The 18,734-nt window shown below is 71.9% G+C and carries 12 protein-coding genes and 1 pseudogene; 12 read left to right on the forward strand and 1 reads right to left on the reverse strand.

All coding sequences use genetic code 11. The features are described from left to right. Positions 1 to 2 precede the first annotated feature (2 nt). The 8 genes from ACFT41_RS20955 (at position 3) to ACFT41_RS20990 (ending at position 13,838) form a co-directional block, all read left to right on the forward strand. Entirely contained in the window at positions 3 to 5,819 is a 5,817-nt protein-coding gene (locus ACFT41_RS20955; RefSeq protein WP_377586631.1) for an SDR family NAD(P)-dependent oxidoreductase, read from the forward strand. Next, the gene (locus ACFT41_RS20960) at positions 5,816 to 6,256 is read left to right on the forward strand and encodes an acyl-CoA thioesterase (RefSeq protein WP_377586633.1); all 441 of its coding nucleotides are present in this window, start codon (positions 5,816 to 5,818) and stop codon (positions 6,254 to 6,256) included. The genes ACFT41_RS20955 and ACFT41_RS20960 overlap by 4 nt, the downstream gene beginning before the upstream one ends. 31 nt (positions 6,257 to 6,287) lie before the next feature. Next, positions 6,288 to 6,827: a flavin reductase family protein gene (locus tag ACFT41_RS20965; RefSeq protein WP_377586635.1), complete on the forward strand. Its 540-nt coding sequence runs from the start codon at positions 6,288 to 6,290 to the stop codon at positions 6,825 to 6,827. Beyond that, positions 6,824 to 8,200 carry a cytochrome P450 gene (locus ACFT41_RS20970; RefSeq protein ID WP_377586637.1) on the forward strand — a complete coding sequence of 459 codons (1,377 nt, stop codon included), beginning with the start codon at positions 6,824 to 6,826 and terminating at the stop codon, positions 8,198 to 8,200. The genes ACFT41_RS20965 and ACFT41_RS20970 overlap by 4 nt, the downstream gene beginning before the upstream one ends. Before the next feature lie 263 nt (positions 8,201 to 8,463). Further along, entirely contained in the window at positions 8,464 to 10,428 is a 1,965-nt protein-coding gene (locus ACFT41_RS20975; protein WP_377586639.1) for a CRTAC1 family protein, read from the forward strand. 5 nt (positions 10,429 to 10,433) lie between these two features. Next, entirely contained in the window at positions 10,434 to 11,420 is a 987-nt protein-coding gene (locus tag ACFT41_RS20980) for an enediyne biosynthesis protein (RefSeq protein ID WP_377586641.1), read from the forward strand. A 121-nt stretch (positions 11,421 to 11,541) separates the two neighbouring features. Beyond that, a complete protein-coding gene (locus ACFT41_RS20985) occupies positions 11,542 to 13,026 on the forward strand; it encodes a cation:proton antiporter (protein ID WP_377586643.1) in 1,485 nt (494 codons plus the stop codon). Beyond that, on the forward strand, positions 13,023 to 13,838 hold the full coding sequence (locus ACFT41_RS20990) for a TIGR03084 family metal-binding protein (protein ID WP_377586645.1): 816 nt from the start codon (positions 13,023 to 13,025) through the stop codon (positions 13,836 to 13,838). The genes ACFT41_RS20985 and ACFT41_RS20990 overlap by 4 nt, the downstream gene beginning before the upstream one ends. 80 nt (positions 13,839 to 13,918) lie before the next feature. Here ACFT41_RS20990 and ACFT41_RS20995 read toward each other — a convergent pair. Then, positions 13,919 to 14,143, reverse strand: a pseudogene (locus ACFT41_RS20995) (transposase); the annotation flags it as partial. A 109-nt stretch (positions 14,144 to 14,252) separates the two neighbouring features. On the opposite strand from ACFT41_RS20995, the gene ACFT41_RS21000 reads away from it, so the two are divergent. From ACFT41_RS21000 to ACFT41_RS21015, 4 genes are all read left to right on the forward strand, one after another. Next, positions 14,253 to 14,477 carry a hypothetical protein gene (locus tag ACFT41_RS21000; RefSeq protein ID WP_377586647.1) on the forward strand — a complete coding sequence of 75 codons (225 nt, stop codon included), beginning with the start codon at positions 14,253 to 14,255 and terminating at the stop codon, positions 14,475 to 14,477. 391 nt (positions 14,478 to 14,868) lie between these two features. Continuing rightward, entirely contained in the window at positions 14,869 to 15,624 is a 756-nt protein-coding gene (locus ACFT41_RS21005; RefSeq protein WP_377586678.1) for a helix-turn-helix domain-containing protein, read from the forward strand. A 100-nt stretch (positions 15,625 to 15,724) separates the two neighbouring features. After that, positions 15,725 to 17,092 carry an aspartate aminotransferase family protein gene (locus tag ACFT41_RS21010; RefSeq protein ID WP_377586649.1) on the forward strand — a complete coding sequence of 456 codons (1,368 nt, stop codon included), beginning with the start codon at positions 15,725 to 15,727 and terminating at the stop codon, positions 17,090 to 17,092. Next, a complete protein-coding gene (locus ACFT41_RS21015) occupies positions 17,089 to 18,693 on the forward strand; it encodes a GMC family oxidoreductase (RefSeq protein ID WP_377586651.1) in 1,605 nt (534 codons plus the stop codon). Before ACFT41_RS21010 ends, ACFT41_RS21015 begins: the two co-directional genes overlap by 4 nt. Positions 18,694 to 18,734: the final 41 nt, after the last annotated feature.

Here is an 18,734-nt window from a genome sequence, read left to right on the forward strand (position 1 = left end):
ACATGACCAAACTCGCGGTGGTGGGCATGGCGTGCCGATATCCGGACGCCACCTCACCGAGGGAGCTGTGGGAGAATGCGCTGGCCGGGCGCCGCGCCTTCCGCCGGCTGCCCGACGAACGCATGCGGCTCGAGGACTACTACGACGCCGACCCCAAGGCCAAGGACCGGTTCTACGCCCGCCTCGCGGCGGTCATCGAGGACTACGAGTTCGACCGGGTCGCCTACAAGATCGCAGGCAGCACGTACCGGTCGACCGACCTGACCCACTGGCTGGCCCTGGACGTCGCCGCCCTCGCGCTGGCCGACGCGGGCTTCCCGATGGCCGAAGGCCTGCCCCGGGAACGCACGGCGGTCATCGTCGGCAACAGCCTCACCGGTGAGTTCGCCCGGGCGAACCAGATGCGGCTGCGGTGGCCGTACGTGAGCCGCACGGTCAGCGCCGCCCTCAAGGCCCAGGACTGGGACGACCAGCAGATGCAGAGCTTCCTGCAGGACCTGGAGGACGCCTACAAGGCGCCGTTCCCGGAGATCGACGAGGACACCCTCGCCGGTGCGCTGTCCAACACCATCGCCGGGCGCATCTGCAACCACTTCGACTTCAAGGGCGGGGGCTACACCGTCGACGGCGCCTGCTCGTCCTCGCTGCTGTCCGTGGCGACCGCCTGCAAGGCTCTCGTCGACGGTGAGGCCGACGTCGCGGTGGCCGGCGGGGTCGACCTGTCCATCGACCCGTTCGAGATCATCGGGTTCGCCAAGACGGGCGCGCTCGCCACCGGGGAGATGCGCGTCTACGACCGCGGCTCCAACGGGTTCTGGCCCGGCGAGGGCTGCGGCATGATCGTGCTGATGCGCGAGCCGGAGGCGCGGGCCGCCGGGCACCGGATCTACGCGTCCATCGCCGGCTGGGGCATCTCCTCCGACGGCAAGGGCGGCATCACCCGGCCGGAGGCTGGTGGCTACCAGCTCGCCCTGCGCCGCGCGTACCAGCGGGCCGGCTTCGGCATCGAGACCGTCGCCCTGTTCGAGGGGCACGGCACCGGTACGAAGGTCGGCGACGCCACCGAGCTCACCGCCCTGTCGGCGGCCCGCCGCGAGGCGGACCCGACGGCGGCGCCGGCCGTGATCGGCTCCATCAAGGGCATGATCGGCCACACGAAGGCCGCGGCCGGCGTCGCCGGGCTCATCAAGGCCACGCTGGCCGCCTACCACCAGGTGCTGCCCCCGGCGATCGGCACCCGCGACCCGCACGAGGTTCTCAGCGGGGACGCACCCGCGCTGCGGGTGCTGCGCAAGGCGGAGGCCTGGCCCAAGGACATGCCGGTGCGCGTCGGCGTCACCGCCATGGGCTTCGGCGGGATCAACACCCACGTCGTGCTCGAGAACACCGAGCCGCGTCACCGGACGCCGCTCAACAGCCGCACCCGGGCACTGGCCTCCTCGCTGCAGGACGCCGAGCTGCTGGTGGCCGACGGCGCGTCACCGCAGGAGCTGCGGGAGAAGCTCGACGAACTCGGGCACTTCGTGTCCGGCGTCTCCTACGCCCAGCTGGCCGACCTCGCCGTCACGCTGCACAACGGGCTGCGGGACCTGCCCTACCGGGCCGCGGTCATCGCGTCCTCGCCCGAGCACGCCGTGCAGCGCCTGACGGGGCTGTGCCGGGTCATCGACGAGGGCGACGTCAGCTACTTCAGCGAGGACGGCAACAGTTTCCTCGGCCACGTCAGCGGGCCGGGCAGGGTCGGCTTCCTCTTCCCGGGTCAGGGCTCGGGCCGGGGGGTGTCCGGCGGGGCCATGCGCCGCCGGTTCGCCGAGGCCGAGGAGGTCTACGTCGACGCTGCGCTGCCGGTCGCCGGTGACGTCGTGGCCACCGAGGTCGCCCAGCCGCGCATCGTCACCGGCTCGATGGCGGGACTGCGGGTCATGTCCGCGCTCGGCATCGAGGCGAGCGTCGCCGTCGGACACAGCCTCGGCGAGCTCGCGGCGTTGCAGTGGGCTGGCGCCATGGACGAGGCCGCCCTGCTGCGCATCGCCGCCCTGCGCGGACGCACGATGGCGCAGCACAGCGCCTCGGGCACCATGGCCGGGATCGCGGCCCCGCCGGAGAGCGTCGAGACGCTCGTCGCCGGGCTTCCCGTCGTCATCGCCGGCTACAACGGTCCCTCGCAGACCGTGGTCGCCGGGCCGCTGGACGCGATCCAGGCCGTCGGTGCGCGGGCGGACGCCGCCGCCGTGCCGTGGACTATGCTGCGCGTCTCCCACGCCTTCCACTCTCCGCTGGTCGCCCCCGCCGCCGCCGCGTTCGGCGCCGCCCTCGCCCACGAGGACTTCGCCCCGGTCGGCCGCCGGATCGTCTCCACCGTGACCGGCGACGTGCTGCACCGCGACACCGACGTCGCGGCGCTGCTGCACCGCCAGATCACCGACCCGGTGCTGTTCAACCAGGCGATCGAGCTGGCCGCCAAGGAGATCGACCTGTTTGTCGAGGTCGGGCCCGGGCGGGTGCTGAGTGAGCTGGCGGCTGCGGCGACCGACGTGCCCGCGGTGGCCCTGAACACCGACGACGAGTCGATCGCCGGGGTGCTCCGCGCGGTGGCCGCCGCCTATGTCGTCGGCGCCGCGCCGGTGGACAGCGCGCTGTTCCACGGCCGGCTCGTCCGGCCGGTGACGGTCGGCGTGCCGTCCAAGTTCTTCGCCAGCCCGTGCGAGCAGGCGCCGCAGGTCCGCACGGCACGGCGCGACGCGCTGCGGCTGGTGCCCGCCGTCGAGCCGCTCGAGCCGGCGGCGCCGGCCACCGACGCGCCGTCCACGGCGGAGGAGTCCACCACCGACCTGCTGCGGCGGATCGCCGCCGAGCGGGCCGAGCTGCCGGTGGAACTCGTCCGCGCCGACAGTCGGCTCCTGGACGACCTGCACCTGAGCTCCATCACCGTGGGCCGGGTGCTCAACGGGGTCGCCCAGCAGATGGGCCTGCCGGCCGCGCAACTGCCGACGAACCTCGCCACTGCCACCATCGATGAGCTGGCGACCGCGCTCGACGAGCTCGCCCTCACCGCCCACGACGGCGCCGCCCTGACCGTCACCCAGGTGAGCGGTGCGGCCCCGTGGGCCCGGGCGTGGTCGGTCGACCTCGACGCGGTACCGCTGTCCGCACCGGTCGCGCGGCAGGACGACGGCCGCTGGGAGGTGCACGCCGGCCCGGAGCATCCGCTCGCCGAGCCGCTACGCCGGGCGCTGGAACGCGCCGGGGTCGGCGGCGGTGTGCTCGTCTGCCTGCCCGAGCAGTGCACCCAGGACCAGCTGCGGATCGCGTTGGACGGCGCCAAGGCCGCGGTGTCCGGCGGCGGAGCCGGCCGTGGCCCCGGGCGGTTCGTGCTCGTGCAGCACGGCCGCGGCGCGGCCGGCGTGGCCAAGACGGTCCGGCTGGAGGCACCGCACCTGATCACTACGGTCGTTGACGTGCCACCGGTCGCCGCCGCGGTCGACTGGGTCGTCGGCGAGGTCGCCGCGACCACCGGCTTCTCGGAGGCCTTCTACGACGCCGACGGGGTGCGGCGCGTGCCGACCCTGCGCCCGATGCCGGTCGAGCCGACGATCACGCACACCCTGCTGGACCGGACCGACGTGCTGCTGGTGACCGGGGGCGGCAAGGGCATCACCGCGGAGTGCGCGCTGGCGATGGCCACCGACAGCGGGGCGTCGCTCGCACTGCTCGGCCGCTCGGATCCGGCGCAGGACGCCGAGCTGGCAGCCAACCTGCAGCGCATGACCGAGCAGGGCGTCAACGTCAGGTACTGCCAGGCCGACGTCACCGACGCGGCGGCGGTCCGCTCGGCCGTCGCGGAGCTGGCCCGGGAGCTCGGCCCGATCACGGCCGTGCTGCACGGGGCAGGCCGCAACGAGCCCGCCTCGGTGACCAACCTCGACATGGCGGCGTTCCGCCGCACGTTCGCCCCGAAGCTTGACGGGCTGCGGGCCGTCCTGGACGCGGTCGACCCCTCGGGGCTGAAGCTGCTGGTGACCCTCGGCAGCATCATCGGCAGGGCTGGGTTGCGCGGCGAGGCGCACTACGCCACCGCCAACGAGTGGCTCGCCGACCTCACCCAACAGACCGGCCGGGACTTCCCGAACTGCCGGACGCTGTGCATGGAGTGGTCCGTGTGGTCCGGCGTCGGCATGGGCGAGCGGCTGTCGGTCGTTGAGTCCCTGACCCGCGAGGGCGTCGTCCCGCTCACCCCGGACCAGGGCATCGGGATCCTGCGCCGGCTGCTGGCCGACCCCGAGGCGCCGCCGGTCGTTGTGATCAGCGGCCGCACCCAGGGGATCGACACCGTCCAGTACGACAAGCCGGAACTGCCGCTGCTGCGCTTCGTGGAGCGCCCGCTGGTGCGCTACCACGGGGTGGAGCTCGTCACCGAGGTTGAACTGAGCGCCGGCACGGACCTGTACCTCGCCGATCACCGGCTCGACGGCAACCTGCTGTTCCCCGCCGTCTTCGGAATGGAGGCGATGGCGCAGGTCACCATGGCCGTCACCGGGCACCCCGGGGTCCCGGTGATCGAGGACGCCCGGTTCCTGCGGCCGATCGTGGTGCCACCGGACGGCAGTACGGTGATCCGGATCGCGGCGGTGGTCACCACCGACGACACGGTCGAGGTGGTCATCCGCAGCGCCGAGACGCAATTTGCCGCCGAGCACTTCAGGGCGCGGCTGTGCCTCAACCGGGGCGTGGCCCCGGACGGGCCGCCGGTGCCGGTCGCCGCCGGGCTGCCGGTGGTTCGCCTCGACCCGATGACGGAGCTGTACGAGGGCGTGCTGTTCCAGGGCGCCCGCTTCCAGCGGCTGCGCGACTACCACCGGGTGGCGGCGCGTGACGTGGACGCCGACGTGGTGGCCGACCCGGGCACGCGGTGGTTCGCGGCGTACCTGCCGGATCGCCTGCTGCTCGGCGACCCCGGGGTGCGAGACGCGCTCATGCACGGCAACCAGGTGTGCGTGCCGGACGCGACCCTGCTGCCGGCCGGGGTGGAGCGCATCCACCCCGCGGGGGAGCGGCTCACCGCGATGACCGGCCTGCGGTACTCCGCGACGGAGCGCAGCCGCGACGGTGACCTCTACATCTACGACATCGCGCTGCGGGCCGACGACGGCACGGTGGTCGAGCGCTGGGACGGCCTGCATCTGCGGGCCGTTCGCAAGCTCGACGGCGCTGGGCCGTGGGTGGCGCCGCTGCTGGGTTCCTACCTGGAGCGCACGATCGAGGACCTGACCCGGGCGCGGGTGGCTGTCGCCGTCGAACCCGATGGACCGGCCGCTGACGGGGACCACGTTCAGCAGCGGCGGACGCGGACCGCGGTGGCCGCCGGGCGCGTCCTCGGCCGCGCCGTCGCCGTACGGTACCGGCCCGACGGCCGGCCCGAGGTCGACGACCCGCGGACCGTCTCCGCGGCACACGGCGCGGGCCTCACCCTGTGTACCGCCGCAGCCGGGGTGCTCGGCTGCGACGTCGAACCGGTCGTCGTCCGTGCCCCCGAGGACTGGCAGGGACTCCTCGGCGTGCACGCCGAACTGGCGGCCCTCACCGGCGGCGTGTCCGGCGAGGACCAGAACTCCGCCGCGACGCGGGTGTGGACCGTCGTGGAGTGCCTGCAGAAGGCGGGCCGCTCGACGCTCGGCCCGGTCAGCCTGCATTCCGCGGACCGTCCCGGCTGGGTCGTCTACTCCACAGGGGAGGGGTACGTGGCGACCTTCGCCACGAGCGTGCGCGGCATCACCGAACCCGTCGTCTTCGCAGTGCTGACCGGAGGAGCCCAGCAATGAAGCCGTACTTCGAATACCGGCACGTCGTCGGCTTCGAGGAGACCAACCTCGTCGGCAACGTGTACTACGTCAACTATCTGCGCTGGCAGGGCCGGTGCCGGGAGCTCTTCCTCAAGAACGAGGCACCCGAGGTGCTCGCCGACCTGCAGGCCGACCTGAAGCTGTTCACGCTCAAGGTCGGGTGCGAGTTCTTCGCCGAGATCACCGCTTTCGACGACGTGGCGATCAGGATGCGGCTGGTGGAGCTGGCCCAAACCCAGATCGAGTTCAGTTTCGACTACGTACGGGTCGCCCCGGACGGCGGGGAGCTCCTCGTCGCCCGGGGCGGGCAGCGGGTGGCGTGCATGCGCGGCCCGAACACCAGAACAGTGCCGGCGCGGGTCCCCGAGGCGCTGGCCCGGGCGCTCGAGCCCTACACGTCGATGGCCCGGGTCTAGCCGGACCGACCGGCCCGAACAGGAGGTGGACGTGGACGTCCCGCCCGGGTCACCGCTCAGTGCGGTGACCGATTCGAAGACCCTGCGGCGTGCCCTGGGTGCGTTCGCCACCGGCGTCACCGTGGTGACCGTCGGCGGCGTCTCCGCGCACGGCATGACCGCCAACTCGTTCACGCCGGTGTCGCTCGACCCGCCACTGGTGTCGATCTGCGTCGGCCGGCAGGCCATCATGCACGCCTCCCTGGAGGAGGCCGGCACCTTCGCGGTGTCGGTTCTCGCCTCGGACCAGGAGGGCGTGGCCCGCTACTTCGCCGACCAGCGCCGGCCGCTGGGCCGGGAGCAGTTCGACGCGGTCGACTGGATGGCGGCGCCGCACACCGGGGCGCCGCTGGTGCGCGGTGCCCTGGCCTACTTCGAGTGCGAGGTGTGGCGCACCTACGACGGTGGCGATCACACCATCTTCATCGGCCGCGTCCTGTCGATGAGCCGGGCCGTCAACGACGAGGCGCTGCTGTTCTTGTCCGGACGGTTCCACCACCTGCGCCAGGACCGGACCGAGGTGACCACGTGACGGCGCTCGAGCAGCCCCGCCTGCGGCTGCTCGATCCGCCCGGCACCTCGCGGATCACCGCCTTGGGCATGCTCGTGAAGATGACCCGCGACCGGATCGGCATGATGACCGACGCCGCGCGGGACTACGGCGACGCGTGCCGGCTCGCGGTCGGGCACAAGACGCTGTACTTCTTCAACCATCCCGACCACGCCAAGCGCGTGCTCGCCGACAACGCCGGCAACTATCACAAGGGCATCGGCCTGGTCCATGCCCGCCGGGCGCTCGGCGACGGCCTGCTCACCAGCGAGGGTGACCTGTGGCGCAAGCAGCGCAAGGTCATCCAGCCGGCGTTCCAGAGCCGGCGGATCGCCGCGCAGGCCGGCGCGGTGGCGGAGGAGGGTGCCAAGCTCGTCGAGCGGCTCCGCCGCCAGGCCGGCACCGGTCCAATCAACGTCACGGAGGAGATGACCACGCTGACCCTCGGCGTGCTCGGACGGACGTTGCTGGACGCCGACCTCGGTCGGTTCGCGGGGATCGGCGACGCGTTCGCCGCCGTGCAGGACCAGGCGATGTTCGAGCTGGAGACGCTCAGCGCGGTGCCGACCTGGGTTCCGCTGCCCCGGCAGCGGCGCTTCCGCCGGGCCCGCCGGAAGCTGGAGGCCGTCGTCGACGAGCTCGTCGCCGGCCGCCGCGAGCGCACCGGCGACCGCGACGACGTGCTGTCCCGCCTGATCGTATCGGCGGACGCCGAAACGGACCCGGCTGTGCGCCGCGAACGGCTGCGCGACGAGCTCGTCACGCTGCTGCTCGCCGGGCACGAGACCACGGCCAGCACGCTCAGTTGGGCGCTGTACCTCATCGGCGAGCACCCGGACGTGGGCCGCCGGATGCGCGACGAGGCGGTCGCGGTGCTCGGCGACCGGCTGCCGACCTTCGAGGACCTGCACGGCCTGCGGTACACCACGATGGTGGTGGAGGAGGTCATGCGGCTGTACCCGCCGGTGTGGCTCCTGCCGCGTAAGGCGCTGGGCGCCGACGACGTCGGTGGCTATCGGGTGCCGGCCGGAGCCGACGTGCTGGTGTCACCGTTCACGTTGCACCGGCACCCGGACTACTGGCCCGACCCGGAGCGGTTCGACCCCGAACGGTTCGACCCGCAGCGCCCGGCCGGAACCGCGGAGCGCCCCCGGTACGCCTACATCCCGTTCGGCGCCGGTCCGCGGTTCTGCGTCGGCAACCACCTCGGCATGATGGAGGCGGTCTTCGTACTGGCCCTGCTCACCCGGGACCTGCGGCTGGACAAGGTGCCCGGCTACCGCGTGGTTCCCGAGCCGATGCTGTCGCTGCGAATCCGCGGCGGCCTGCCGATGACGGTGACACCGCTCGGCTGAGCCACGTCGATCCACTATGGATGCCCGCCGGGGCGTGTGCCCGGCGGGCCTTCGGCGTTGTGCGTCGATGTCATATGCAGGGCGGGGATGAGCACATCCCGAGAAGCATTTGCCGCCGGCCTTCGCAACGATAACGGAGGATCGATGAACGCGGCCGACCAGGCGATTGTTCTCGACCAGCCCGCGAAGTCTCCGCCGGTCAATCTGACAGGTGTCCGGCCGTCCGGCCGCGGGTCACATGCCGTCGACCCCGAGGGAGAACTGTGTCATCGCATCCTGTCGGAGCCCTGCGCCGGCTCATCCCAGGCGCCTTCGTCCTGGTGCTTTTCACCGCGCTGTACGTGGCGGCTCAGCTGCCCGAGGCGTCAGCGGCCACCCGCAGCGCGCTCGCCAGCCGGTTCGCGTTCAGCGAGCTGCCGATCGCCCTGCCACCCGGCCTGCCGCAGCACACGGTGCGGCAGGTGAACCCCAAGTACGAGCACATCCGCGCTTGGATTTCCTCGGTCGGTGCCTCCATCGCCGTCAACGACATCGACAGTGACGGCCGGTCCAACGACCTCTGCCTGGTGGACACCCGCAGCGACTCGGCGATCGTCACACCCGCACCGCAGGGCGGGGCGACCTACGCGCCGTTCGTGCTCAACCCGGCCCCGTTGCCGACCGGCCCCACGATGGCGCCGATGGGCTGTGCCCCCGGCGACTTCAACGGTGACGGCTGGACCGACCTGCTCGTCTACTACTGGGGCCGGACGCCCGTGCTGTACATGCACAAGCCCGGCGCCACCGCGTTGGACATGGCCGCGTTCCACCCGACGGAGCTCGTCGCCCAGTCGGACACCCGGGCTGGTGGTTACGGCGGGGCGCTGTGGAACACCAACGCCGTGTCGATCGCCGACTTCGACGGCGACGGCCACGTGGACATCGGCGTGTTCAACTACTTCCCCGACACGCAGGTGCTCGACCCGCAGGGCGACCCGAACGTGCAGATGAACCACTCGATGTCGCGGGCCGAGAACGCCGGCGGCGCGCACGTGCTGCGCTGGGAGGCGGCCACCGGCGGCGCCGAGCCGTCCGTCACGTACGTGGAGCAGAAGGCGCTCCCGCCGTCGGCGGCGACCGGCTGGACGCTCGGCGCGGGCTCCGCCGACCTCGACGGCAACCTGCTGCCCGAGCTGTACCTGGCCAACGACTTCGGGCGGGACCGGTTCTTCCGCAACGTCTCCACGCCGGGCCATATCAAGTTCACCCTCGTCGAGGGCGAGCGGGGCGCGTTCACGCCGAAGTCGCTGGTCGTCGGGCACGACTCCTTCAAGGGCATGTCGATGGAGTTCAACGACCTGTCTGGTGACGGGCAGTTCGACATGTTCATCAGCAACATCACGACCAGTTGGGGTCTGGAGGAGAGCAACTTCTACTACGAGAACACTGCGAGGAGCCCGGAGCGGGCCGCCGCGACGCTCAAGGACGGCCGCGCGCCGTTCGAGAACAAGGCCGCCTCGGCGAACATCGCCTGGGTCGGCTGGGGCTGGGACGCCAAGGCCGCCGACTTCGACAACAGCGGCCGGCTGTCGCTGGTGCAGGCCGCAGGCTTCGTGCGGGGCACCATCAACCGCTGGTCGTGGCTGCAGGAGTTGGCGATGACCAACGACCTCCTGCTGCAGGAGCCGACGATGTGGCCCAACGCGAAGGTCGGCGACGATATCGCCGGCTCCCAGCCGTTCGCGTTCTGGGTCAAGGAGTCCAACGGCCGGTACGTCAACCTCGCCCCCGAGCTGGGCATGACCTCGGACATCCCGAGCCGCGGCGTCGCGATCGCCGACGTCGACGGTGACGGAGCCGAGGACTTCGCTGTCGCCCGGCAGTGGGGCGCCCCGTCGTTCTACCACAACACCAAGAGCGGCCAGGGCGAGTACCTCACCCTCAACCTGTACCGGCCGACCGCCGCCGCCACCGCCGCCGGCGGCCTGCCCGGCGGGCCTGCCTACGGCGCTCAGGTGCGCGTCACCACCGCCGACGGCCACACCCAGGTGTCGCAGCTCGACGGCGGCAGCGGGCACTCCGGCAAGCGCGGTTTCGAGCAGCACTTCGGGCTCGGCGCCAACGGAGGCAAGCCGGTCTCGGTCGAGGTGTGCTGGCTCGACAACACCGGGGCCATGCACAAGCAGACGCTCCGGCTGAGCCCGGGACGGCACGACCTCATGTTGACCACGCAAGCCCAGGAGGTGTAGCCGTCATGACCCACGTGCAACCCCGTACCACGACGCCGGCCGCCGCGCTCGCGACCGTGGTGGCCCCGAAACCGGTCGCCGCCACCGGCTTCAAGGCGCCACCGCGCGTCGACCGTCGGGACCCCCGCTACCTCGCCCTGCGCAACTTCGCGATCTCGATGAGCGTCTTCAACATTCTGGGCTACACCGTGCTCGGCTTCGAGCAGCCCTGGACGTGGCCGCTCCTCTCCCTCGCCATCGGCTACTCGACGGAGCTCGTCGTGGAGTGGATCGCTGCGCGTGCCGAGCGGCGGGCGCCCGGCTACTCCGGGCACGGCGGCTGGGGTCTGTACACGTTCCTGCTGCCGGCGCACATCACCGCGCTGGCCGCGAACATGCTGTTGTACGCCAACGACATCTACTGGCCGATAGCCTTCGCGGTCGTCGTCGCCGTCGGGCAGAAGGTCCTGCTGCGGGCCCCGATCAAGGGCCGGCTGCGGCACTTCATGAACCCGTCGAACTTCGGCATCACGGTTACTCTGCTGCTGTTCGGCTGGGTCAACGTGGCACCGCCCTACCACTTCACCGAGCATGTGCCGGACACGATCCGGATCGTGGTGCCGGTCGTCATTCTTACCGCCGGCACCATTCTCAACTCGCTGCTGACCAAGCGGGTCCCGCTGATCGTGGGCTGGGTTGGTGCCTTCGTCATCCAGGCCCTGATCCGGCACTTCGTGTGGGACGTCGCGCTGTGGGCGGCGCTCGGCCCGATGACCGGTGTCGCGTTCATCCTGTTCACCAACTACATGATCACTGACCCGGGGACCACCCCGACGTCGGGCAAGGCGCAGTTCATGTTCGGCTCCAGCGTCGCGTTCGTCTACGGCGCGCTGCTGCTGGCCAATGTGGTCTACACGCTCTTCTTTGCCGTCACCATCGTCTGCGCCGTGCGTGGGCTGTTCTGGTGGGCGAAGTGGTTGCGCGAGCGCCGGACGGCCGCGCTCGCCACGTGAGGCAGTGCTCGGCCGGCACCGGGACAACGGCGTCCCGGTGCCGGCGGCGGTTGTCGATCGAGGTACCGACAGCCTCAGCCGGGCGGTCCGTCGCTGTCGGCACCACCGGAAGGAGCATGTCATGGCGGTCCCCGCCCCCCTCGCCCCGCAGCGACTGCTGTGGTTCCTCGTCGGCATCGGCCTGCTGCTGCTGACCGCTCGCCTGCTCGGCGCGCTCGCCGAGCGGCTGCGGATGCCGCCTGTGGTCGGTGAGCTCACCGCGGGCGTGCTCATCGGACCGTCGGTGCTGGGGCACCTCGCGCCGGGGGTCATCGAACGGCTGTTCACCGGCGCCGCGGAGCAGTTGCACCTCGTCGACGCGGTGGGCCAGCTCGGCGTCCTGCTGCTGGTCGGCGTCACCGGCACGCACCTGGACCTCGGCCTGCTGCGGCGCCAGCGGGCCACGACCCTGACCGTCAGCCTGAGCGGCCTGCTGGTCCCGTTCGTGGCGGGCGTCGCCGTCGGGTTCGTGCTGCCGATGCCCGCCGTGCCTGGCGGCCCGGGCAACCGGGCAGTGTTCGCGCTCTTCCTCGGCGTCGCGATGTGCGTGTCGGCGATCCCGGTCATCGCCAAGACGCTGACGGACATGCGTCTGCTGCACCGCAACATCGGGCAGCTCACGCTCGCCGCGGCGGTCGTCGACGACGTCCTCGGCTGGCTGATGCTGTCGGTGGTCGCGGCCGCGGCGACGATCGGGGTGAGTGCGGGCGTCGTGACGGTGTCGGTGCTGTACCTCGTCGGCTTCATCGCCGTCGCGGCCACGCTCGGCCGGCTGCTTGTGCGCACGGTGATGCGGGTCGCCGCCGGGCGGCCCGGGGACGCGCCCGCGGTCGCGTCGGCCGTCATCCTCATCCTGCTCGGGGCCGCTACCACGCAAGCGCTGGGGATGGAGCCGGTCTTCGGAGCGTTCATGGCCGGCATCCTGATCGCCGGCAGCCGCGCGGTGCAGCCGAAGTTGGCCGGGCTGCGCACGATCGTCTTCGGGGTGCTCGCCCCGATCTTCATGGCGACGGCCGGGCTGCGCATGGACCTCACGGCGCTGGCCCGCCCGGCGGTGGCGTTGACCGCAGTGGTGGTGCTGGTGGTGGCGGTGGTCGGCAAGTTCGCCGGGGCGTACCTCGGTGCCCGGCTGCGCCGGCTGAGCCGCTGGGAGGCGCTGGCCCTCGGCGCCGGGCTGAACGCCCGTGGGGTCATCGAGGTGATCGTGGCGCTGACCGGCCTGCGTCTGAAGGTGCTCGACGTCGCCGGGTACACGGTGATCGTCCTGGTGGCCATCGTCACCTCGGTGCTCGCGCCGCCGCTGCTGCGCCTGTCCATGCGGCGGATCGCGGGCACCGACGACGAACGGCTCCGAGAGATCGACCACGACACGTGGCGCGGCCTGGCCCGGCCCGGCGGGCCGCCGCAGCCGAGCCTGGCCTGCGGTCGGGATGACGCCCCGGGCGCGCCGCGGCTGGCTGCCGCGTCGCTCGGCACACGCGGAGACGACACGGGCGGTGAATCGCAGCAAACTGAAGGCACACAACGGAACCGTTCCGCACTCCATCGACCGGAGGTTGCACCGTGACTGCACAGGACGTGATCGCCGACGTGGTAGCCGATGCCGAGGACATCGACCGGATGATCGCCGGGCTCGACGAGTCGCAGTGGAGGCTGCCGACGCCCGCCGAGGGCTGGACCGTCGCTCACCAGGTCGGGCACCTCGCGTTCGTCTTCCGCATCGCCGGATTGGCGGCCGGCAACCCGGAGGCGTTCAAGGGCTTGACCCAGCGCATCGGTGCCGGCTTCGGCGCGTTCGACAAGGCCGTCAACGCGGCCCTGGACGAATACCTCGCCCTGTCGCGGGAGGCGCTGGTGGTCCGGTGGCGGGCCGAGCGCGACGCCGGAGTGGCGGCGCTGGCCGCGGTACCGGACGGCACACTGGTTCCGTGGCTCGTCCGGCCGATCCCGGCTCCCGTGCTGTGTGCGGCCGGCATGACGGAGATGTTCGCGCACGGCCAGGACATCGCCGACGCGCTCGGCGTCGAGCGGGAGCACACCGACCGGATCAGGCAGATTGTCGGCTTCGTCGTGCACACGAGAGACTTCGGGTACGAGTCCAACGACCTCACGCCGCCGGCGGAACAGTTCCGTTTCGACATCACCGCACCGTCCGGCGAACAGTGGGTGTTCGGCCCGGCCGACGCCACCCAGACGATCACCGGCCCCGCCGTCGACCTCTGCCTGCTCGCCGGCCGCCGCCGCCACCACGCTGACCTCGGCCTCGTCGCTACCGGCCCGGACGCGCAGGCGTGGCTCGAGCTGGCCCAGGCCTATCGCGGCCCGGCCGGCAAGGGCAGGGCCCCCGGCCAGTTCGTGACGTCCCGGCAGCCGGTCTGACGACTCACTGCCCCCCGGCCGGTCGCCCGGCGGGACGCGCCGGCCAGCATTGGCCGGCGCGTCCGGCATGGACCCTGTCTCCCCTCACGCTGCCAACGCCGAAACAACGCGTACGCCGCAGCCCAGGGCCCGTAGCACTCCGGAACGTCCCGCCAAGGGGCACCGTCCCGTATCCCATCAATGAGCTGCCGTTTCGTCCATCTCGACGGCCGACCCGGCCTACGCCCCACAGGCAGCAACGGCTCCGGCGCCGCCCGCTGTGCGTCGGTCAGGTCATGCCGCCTCGGCACCGCTAGGGTGTCCACGAGGTCTCCGGTGCTCGGGTTCTGCTTGGTCGCTGAGCCCGATATCCCAGCTGGTTGGGCTGCGGCTGATCCGTGTGCTGACCGGGATGGGGCGTCTCAGCATCGCGCCGTGCGCGACGTCCTGTGGGCCCTCGACGATCCCGAGGTTGCCGCGGTGGAGCTGTACGCCGTCCTCGGCCGGGCCCGCGACGCCCGGCCGGCCCAGCCGTCCGAGCGGATGACCCTGATCACGCGCCTGGTGACCCTCGACGCGGCGTTCGACGCGCTGCGGCGCGTCGCCGTGGAGCATCACCTCACGGTCTGTGCATCGCGGCGGACCTTCGCTGCCTCCTGAGCGCCGGCCGGCCGGGCTCTCGGGCACCTCCCGCGCAGGTCGGCGTGGGTGGACGGCCACCGGCGGCCGATTACGCTCCGGAATGTAATCACGGTTCTCCCGCGGCCGGCTGCCGACGTGTGTGGCGAGGAGGCGGCCTGATCGCAATCTCTGAGATGCCGGGTGAGTGATCGCGTTGACACGATGGCTGCTGTATCCAGGTCGGATCTCTTGACAACTACCGCCCTCGGCCGGCCCTGACCAGGGCTTATGGCGTCGATCTGTTGCGCGTTCGTCCGTCGATATTGCGGCGGTGGACGCTGCTGCCTGGAAATGAAATAGCGCGACCATTTGTTTTGGGGGAGTCGTGGAAAATCGTTTCGAACAAGCCGTGCGGCGTTCACTCGACATGATGCGGGAGAATATTGGGGAAGAACTGACGGTCGACGACATGGCCCGTGCCGCGATATTCAGCAAGTTTCATTTTACGCGAGTCTTCCAACGGGTCACCGGGGTGTCGCCTGGCCGGTTCCTCTCGGCCATGCGGCTGCAGCGGGCGAAGGACCTCCTGCTCACCACCTCGATGAACGTGGCGGACATCAGCGTCCGCGTCGGGTACAGCAGCGTGGGAACGTTCAGCACCCGCTTCACCCGGAGCGTGGGGCTTCCGCCGACCGAGTACCGCCGGTCCCGGGGCGTGAGCAACCTCGTCGTGCTCAACGCGGCCGGCGAGCGCGCCGCAGCATCCGACGGCGTCGTCTCCGGAACGCTGTCTGTGCGCCCGTCGGCAGACATCGACGTCGCCTTCATCGGCCTGTTCCCCGGCCGGGTGCCCGAGGGCAGACCGGTGCGCTGCACGATCGTGCGGGGCCCCGGGCGCTTCATCATCGACAAGGTCCCGCCCGGCGACTGGTTCGTGCTGTGCCAGGGCGTCCCCCGCCGGATCGGCGACATGCACAGCGTCGACGAGTCCGGGGCGCCGGTTCCGCTCGTGGCCAGCGTCGGCCCGTTGCGGATGGACCCGCACGCCGAGGCCGTCGTGCACGTGCGGCTGAGACCCGCGCGGGTGTTCGACCCGCCGCTGCTGCTCGCCCTGCCGGACCGACGGACCGCGATGGTCACCACCCACAGCCGGCCGCACGCCGGCCTGCTGCGGCACGCGGCATGACGCCGCCGGCTCGCACACCATGAGATGACGCGGCGCGCACGGCACCGCGATGCTCCTCTGAGCAGACCCTCCCCGCGACTCGCGTACTAGGAGCAGCCCTGTGACCATCCTGCCCGAGCTGCAGAAACCATCGGCGGTTCAGCTGCGTGAGCTCGACCTCCGCCACCTCATCCATCCGCACCAGCAGGCCGCCCGGACCGAGCGCTGTGTCATCGTGCGCGGCCAGGGTTGCACGGTGTGGGACGCCGAGGGCAACGAGTACCTCGACGCGGCCGGCTCGGCGAACTGGCTGGCGCAGGTCGGCCACGGCCGTCGTGAATTGGTCGAGGTGGCCGCCCAGCAGATGAGCGACCTCGCCTACTTCACCGGCTGGGACGTCTTCACCAACGACAAGGCGGTGCTGCTGGCCGCGCGGCTGGCCGAGCTCGCGCCCGCCGGCCTCAACCGGGTCTTCTTCACCTCCGGCGGTTCGGAGGGCGTCGAGACGGCGGTGAAGGCCGCGCGCCTTTACCACCACCGGCGGGGCCAGCCGGACCGGAACTGGATCATCGGCCGACACTTCGGCTACCACGGCTCCACCTACGGCAGCGGCACCATCACGGGCCTGCCGCCGATGCAGGCCGAGGTCGGCCCGGCGCTGCCGCACATCGAGAAGGTCAGTGCGCCGGCCCTGTACCGGGCGGCCGCCCTCTACGGCGGCCAGGACCCGACCGACTTCCTCATCGACGAGCTGGCGGACACGATCGAGCGGATCGGGCCGCAGCGCGTCGCGGCGATGATCGGCGAGCCGGTGATGGGCGGAGGAGGCGGCATCCTGGTCCCCCCGGCCGACTACTGGCCTCGGGTGCGGGAGCTGCTCAGCCGGCACGGCATCCTGCTGATCGCCGATGAGGTGGTCACCGCCTACGGCCGGACCGGTGCCTGGTTCGACTCGGCCGAGCGCGGCATGGCGCCGGACATCATCGTCACCGCCAAGGGGCTCACCAGCGGGTACGTGCCGCTTGGCGCCGTGCTGCTGTCCGACGCCATCGGCGAGGAGGTGACCAGCCAGGCATTCTTCCACGGCTTCACCTACTTCGGGCACCCGGTCGCGTGCGCCGTGGCGCACAAGAACCTCGAGATCATCGAGGACGAGGACCTGCTCGCCCGCTCCCGGCTGATCGGCGAGTGGTTCCGCACGGCCCTGGCGCCGGCGGCGCAGCTGCCCGTGGTCGGCGACATCCGGATCGCCGGCGCGACCGTCGGCATCGAGCTGGTGACCGACCAGGACACCAAGGCACCGCTGATGGCGGGCGGTGCGGCCGCCCACATCCGGCGCCTGCACGGCGTCATCGTGCGCGACTACGGCCCGACGCTCGTGCTAGCCCCGCCGCTCGTGCTGGAGCGGCACCAGGCCGAACGAATCGCGGCGGCCATCGTCGAGGTGCTGTCCAGGCTGGACGGCGACGGCCGGCTGGCGCCACAGTGAGCGCCGGCATCGAGCGGCTGCTGGACGGGGACACGACGTACGACTACGTCGTGGTCGGGGCCGGCTCCGGTGGCTGTGTCGTCGCCGGACGGCTGAGCGAGGACCCCGGCGTCCGGGTCTGCCTCGTCGAGGCGGGCCCGCCGGACAACGACGCCCGTATGCGCGTACCCAGCGGTGCCGCTCTGCTCCAGCAGACGGAGTACGACTGGGACTACGACACCGCCGAGGAGCCGTTCTGCGGCAGCCGCCGGATCTACCTGCCCCGGGGCAAGGTCCTCGGTGGCACGAGCGTGCTGAACGGGATGGTCTACACCCGCGGCAACCCCGCCGACTACGACGGCTGGGGAATTCCCGGGTGGACCTACCGCGACCTGTTGCCGTACTTCAAGCGCGCCGAGGACAACTCCCGCGGCGAGGACGATCACCACGGCGTCGGCGGGCCGCTGGGCGTTACCGACGGCTGGTACCGCAGCCCCGCCACGTCCGCGTTCGTGGAGGCCGCGACCGCCGCGGGCTTCCCGGCCAACCGGGACTTCTGCGGGCCGGTCCAGGAGGGCTTCGGCTTCTACCAGATCACCGGGCGCAACGGCGAACGCTGCAGCGCCGCGACCGCGTACCTGCATCCGGCGCTCGCCCGGCCGAACCTGACCGTCGAGACTGGCGTGCTGGTGGAGCGGGTGTCGTTCGAGGACGGCCGGGCCGCCGGGGTCGTGGCGCGCCGCGGCGGCGAGCGGGTCACGATCCGGGCTACCCGGGAGGTCGTCCTCGCCGCGGGCGCCTACAACTCCCCGCAGCTGCTGATGCTGTCCGGCGTCGGACCGGCCGACCACCTGCGCGCGACCGGCATCCCGGTGGTGGCGGACCTGCCGATGGTCGGGCAGAACCTGCAGGACCACCCGCAGTGCTGGCTGGTGTTCACGCACGAGCTGCCGGTGAGCCTGGCGATCGGCGCCGAGCCGCGCCACACCCGCCAGTACGCGCGGGACCGGACCGGCCCGTTGGCGTCCAACGGGCCGGAGGCGGGCGGCTTCGTCCGGACCGGCCGCGGCCCGCATCCCGACGTGCAGTTCCACGCGGTCGCCGCCGGCCTGGCCGGGAACCGCCCGGCCGACGTGGGCGGGCACGCGTTCTCCCTGGCGCCGTGCGTGCTGGCGCCGCGCAGTCGTGGCAGCGTCGGGCTCGTCGGCGCGGACCCGGCGACCAAGCCGCAGATCAGACACAACTACCTCGCCGACGAGGCGGACCTGGACACGATGGTGGCCGGCCTGCGGATCGGGCTGGAGATCGCGCGGCAGTCCGCGCTGGCGCCGTTCACCCAGACCCGGTGGCAGGGGCCCGCGTCGGACTCCGACGCCGACCTGCGCGCCTATGCCCGCCGCAACACCCACACGCTGTTCCATCCGGCGGGGACCTGCGCCATGGGCGAGGTCGTCGACGGAGACCTGCGGGTTCGTGGCGTCGAGGGTCTGCGGGTCGTGGACGCGTCGGTCATGCCGGCCATCGTCCGCGGCAACCCGAACGCGCCGATCATCGCCATCGCCGAACGGGCGGTGGACCTGATCCGCGGGAACGTGCCGGCGCTGGCGGCGGCCGGCGCCTGAGCCCGCGCGGCCGGCGGCGCAGCGGCCGCCGGCCGCGATGC

Source organism: Micromonospora sp. NPDC057141, assembly GCF_042670805.1.
GTDB lineage: Bacteria > Actinomycetota > Actinomycetes > Mycobacteriales > Micromonosporaceae > Micromonospora.

Excerpts from the sequence above, each read along its gene's own strand:
- ACFT41_RS20955 (WP_377586631.1), top strand. The coding sequence starts at position 3 with ATGACCAAACTCGCGGTGGTGGGCATGGCGTGCCGATATCCGGACGCC.
- ACFT41_RS20960 (WP_377586633.1), top strand. The coding sequence starts at position 5,816 with ATGAAGCCGTACTTCGAATACCGGCACGTCGTCGGCTTCGAGGAGACC.
- ACFT41_RS20980 (WP_377586641.1), top strand. The coding sequence starts at position 10,434 with ATGACCCACGTGCAACCCCGTACCACGACGCCGGCCGCCGCGCTCGCG.
- ACFT41_RS20985 (WP_377586643.1), top strand. The coding sequence starts at position 11,542 with ATGGCGGTCCCCGCCCCCCTCGCCCCGCAGCGACTGCTGTGGTTCCTC.
- ACFT41_RS21005 (WP_377586678.1), top strand. The coding sequence starts at position 14,869 with ATGCGGGAGAATATTGGGGAAGAACTGACGGTCGACGACATGGCCCGT.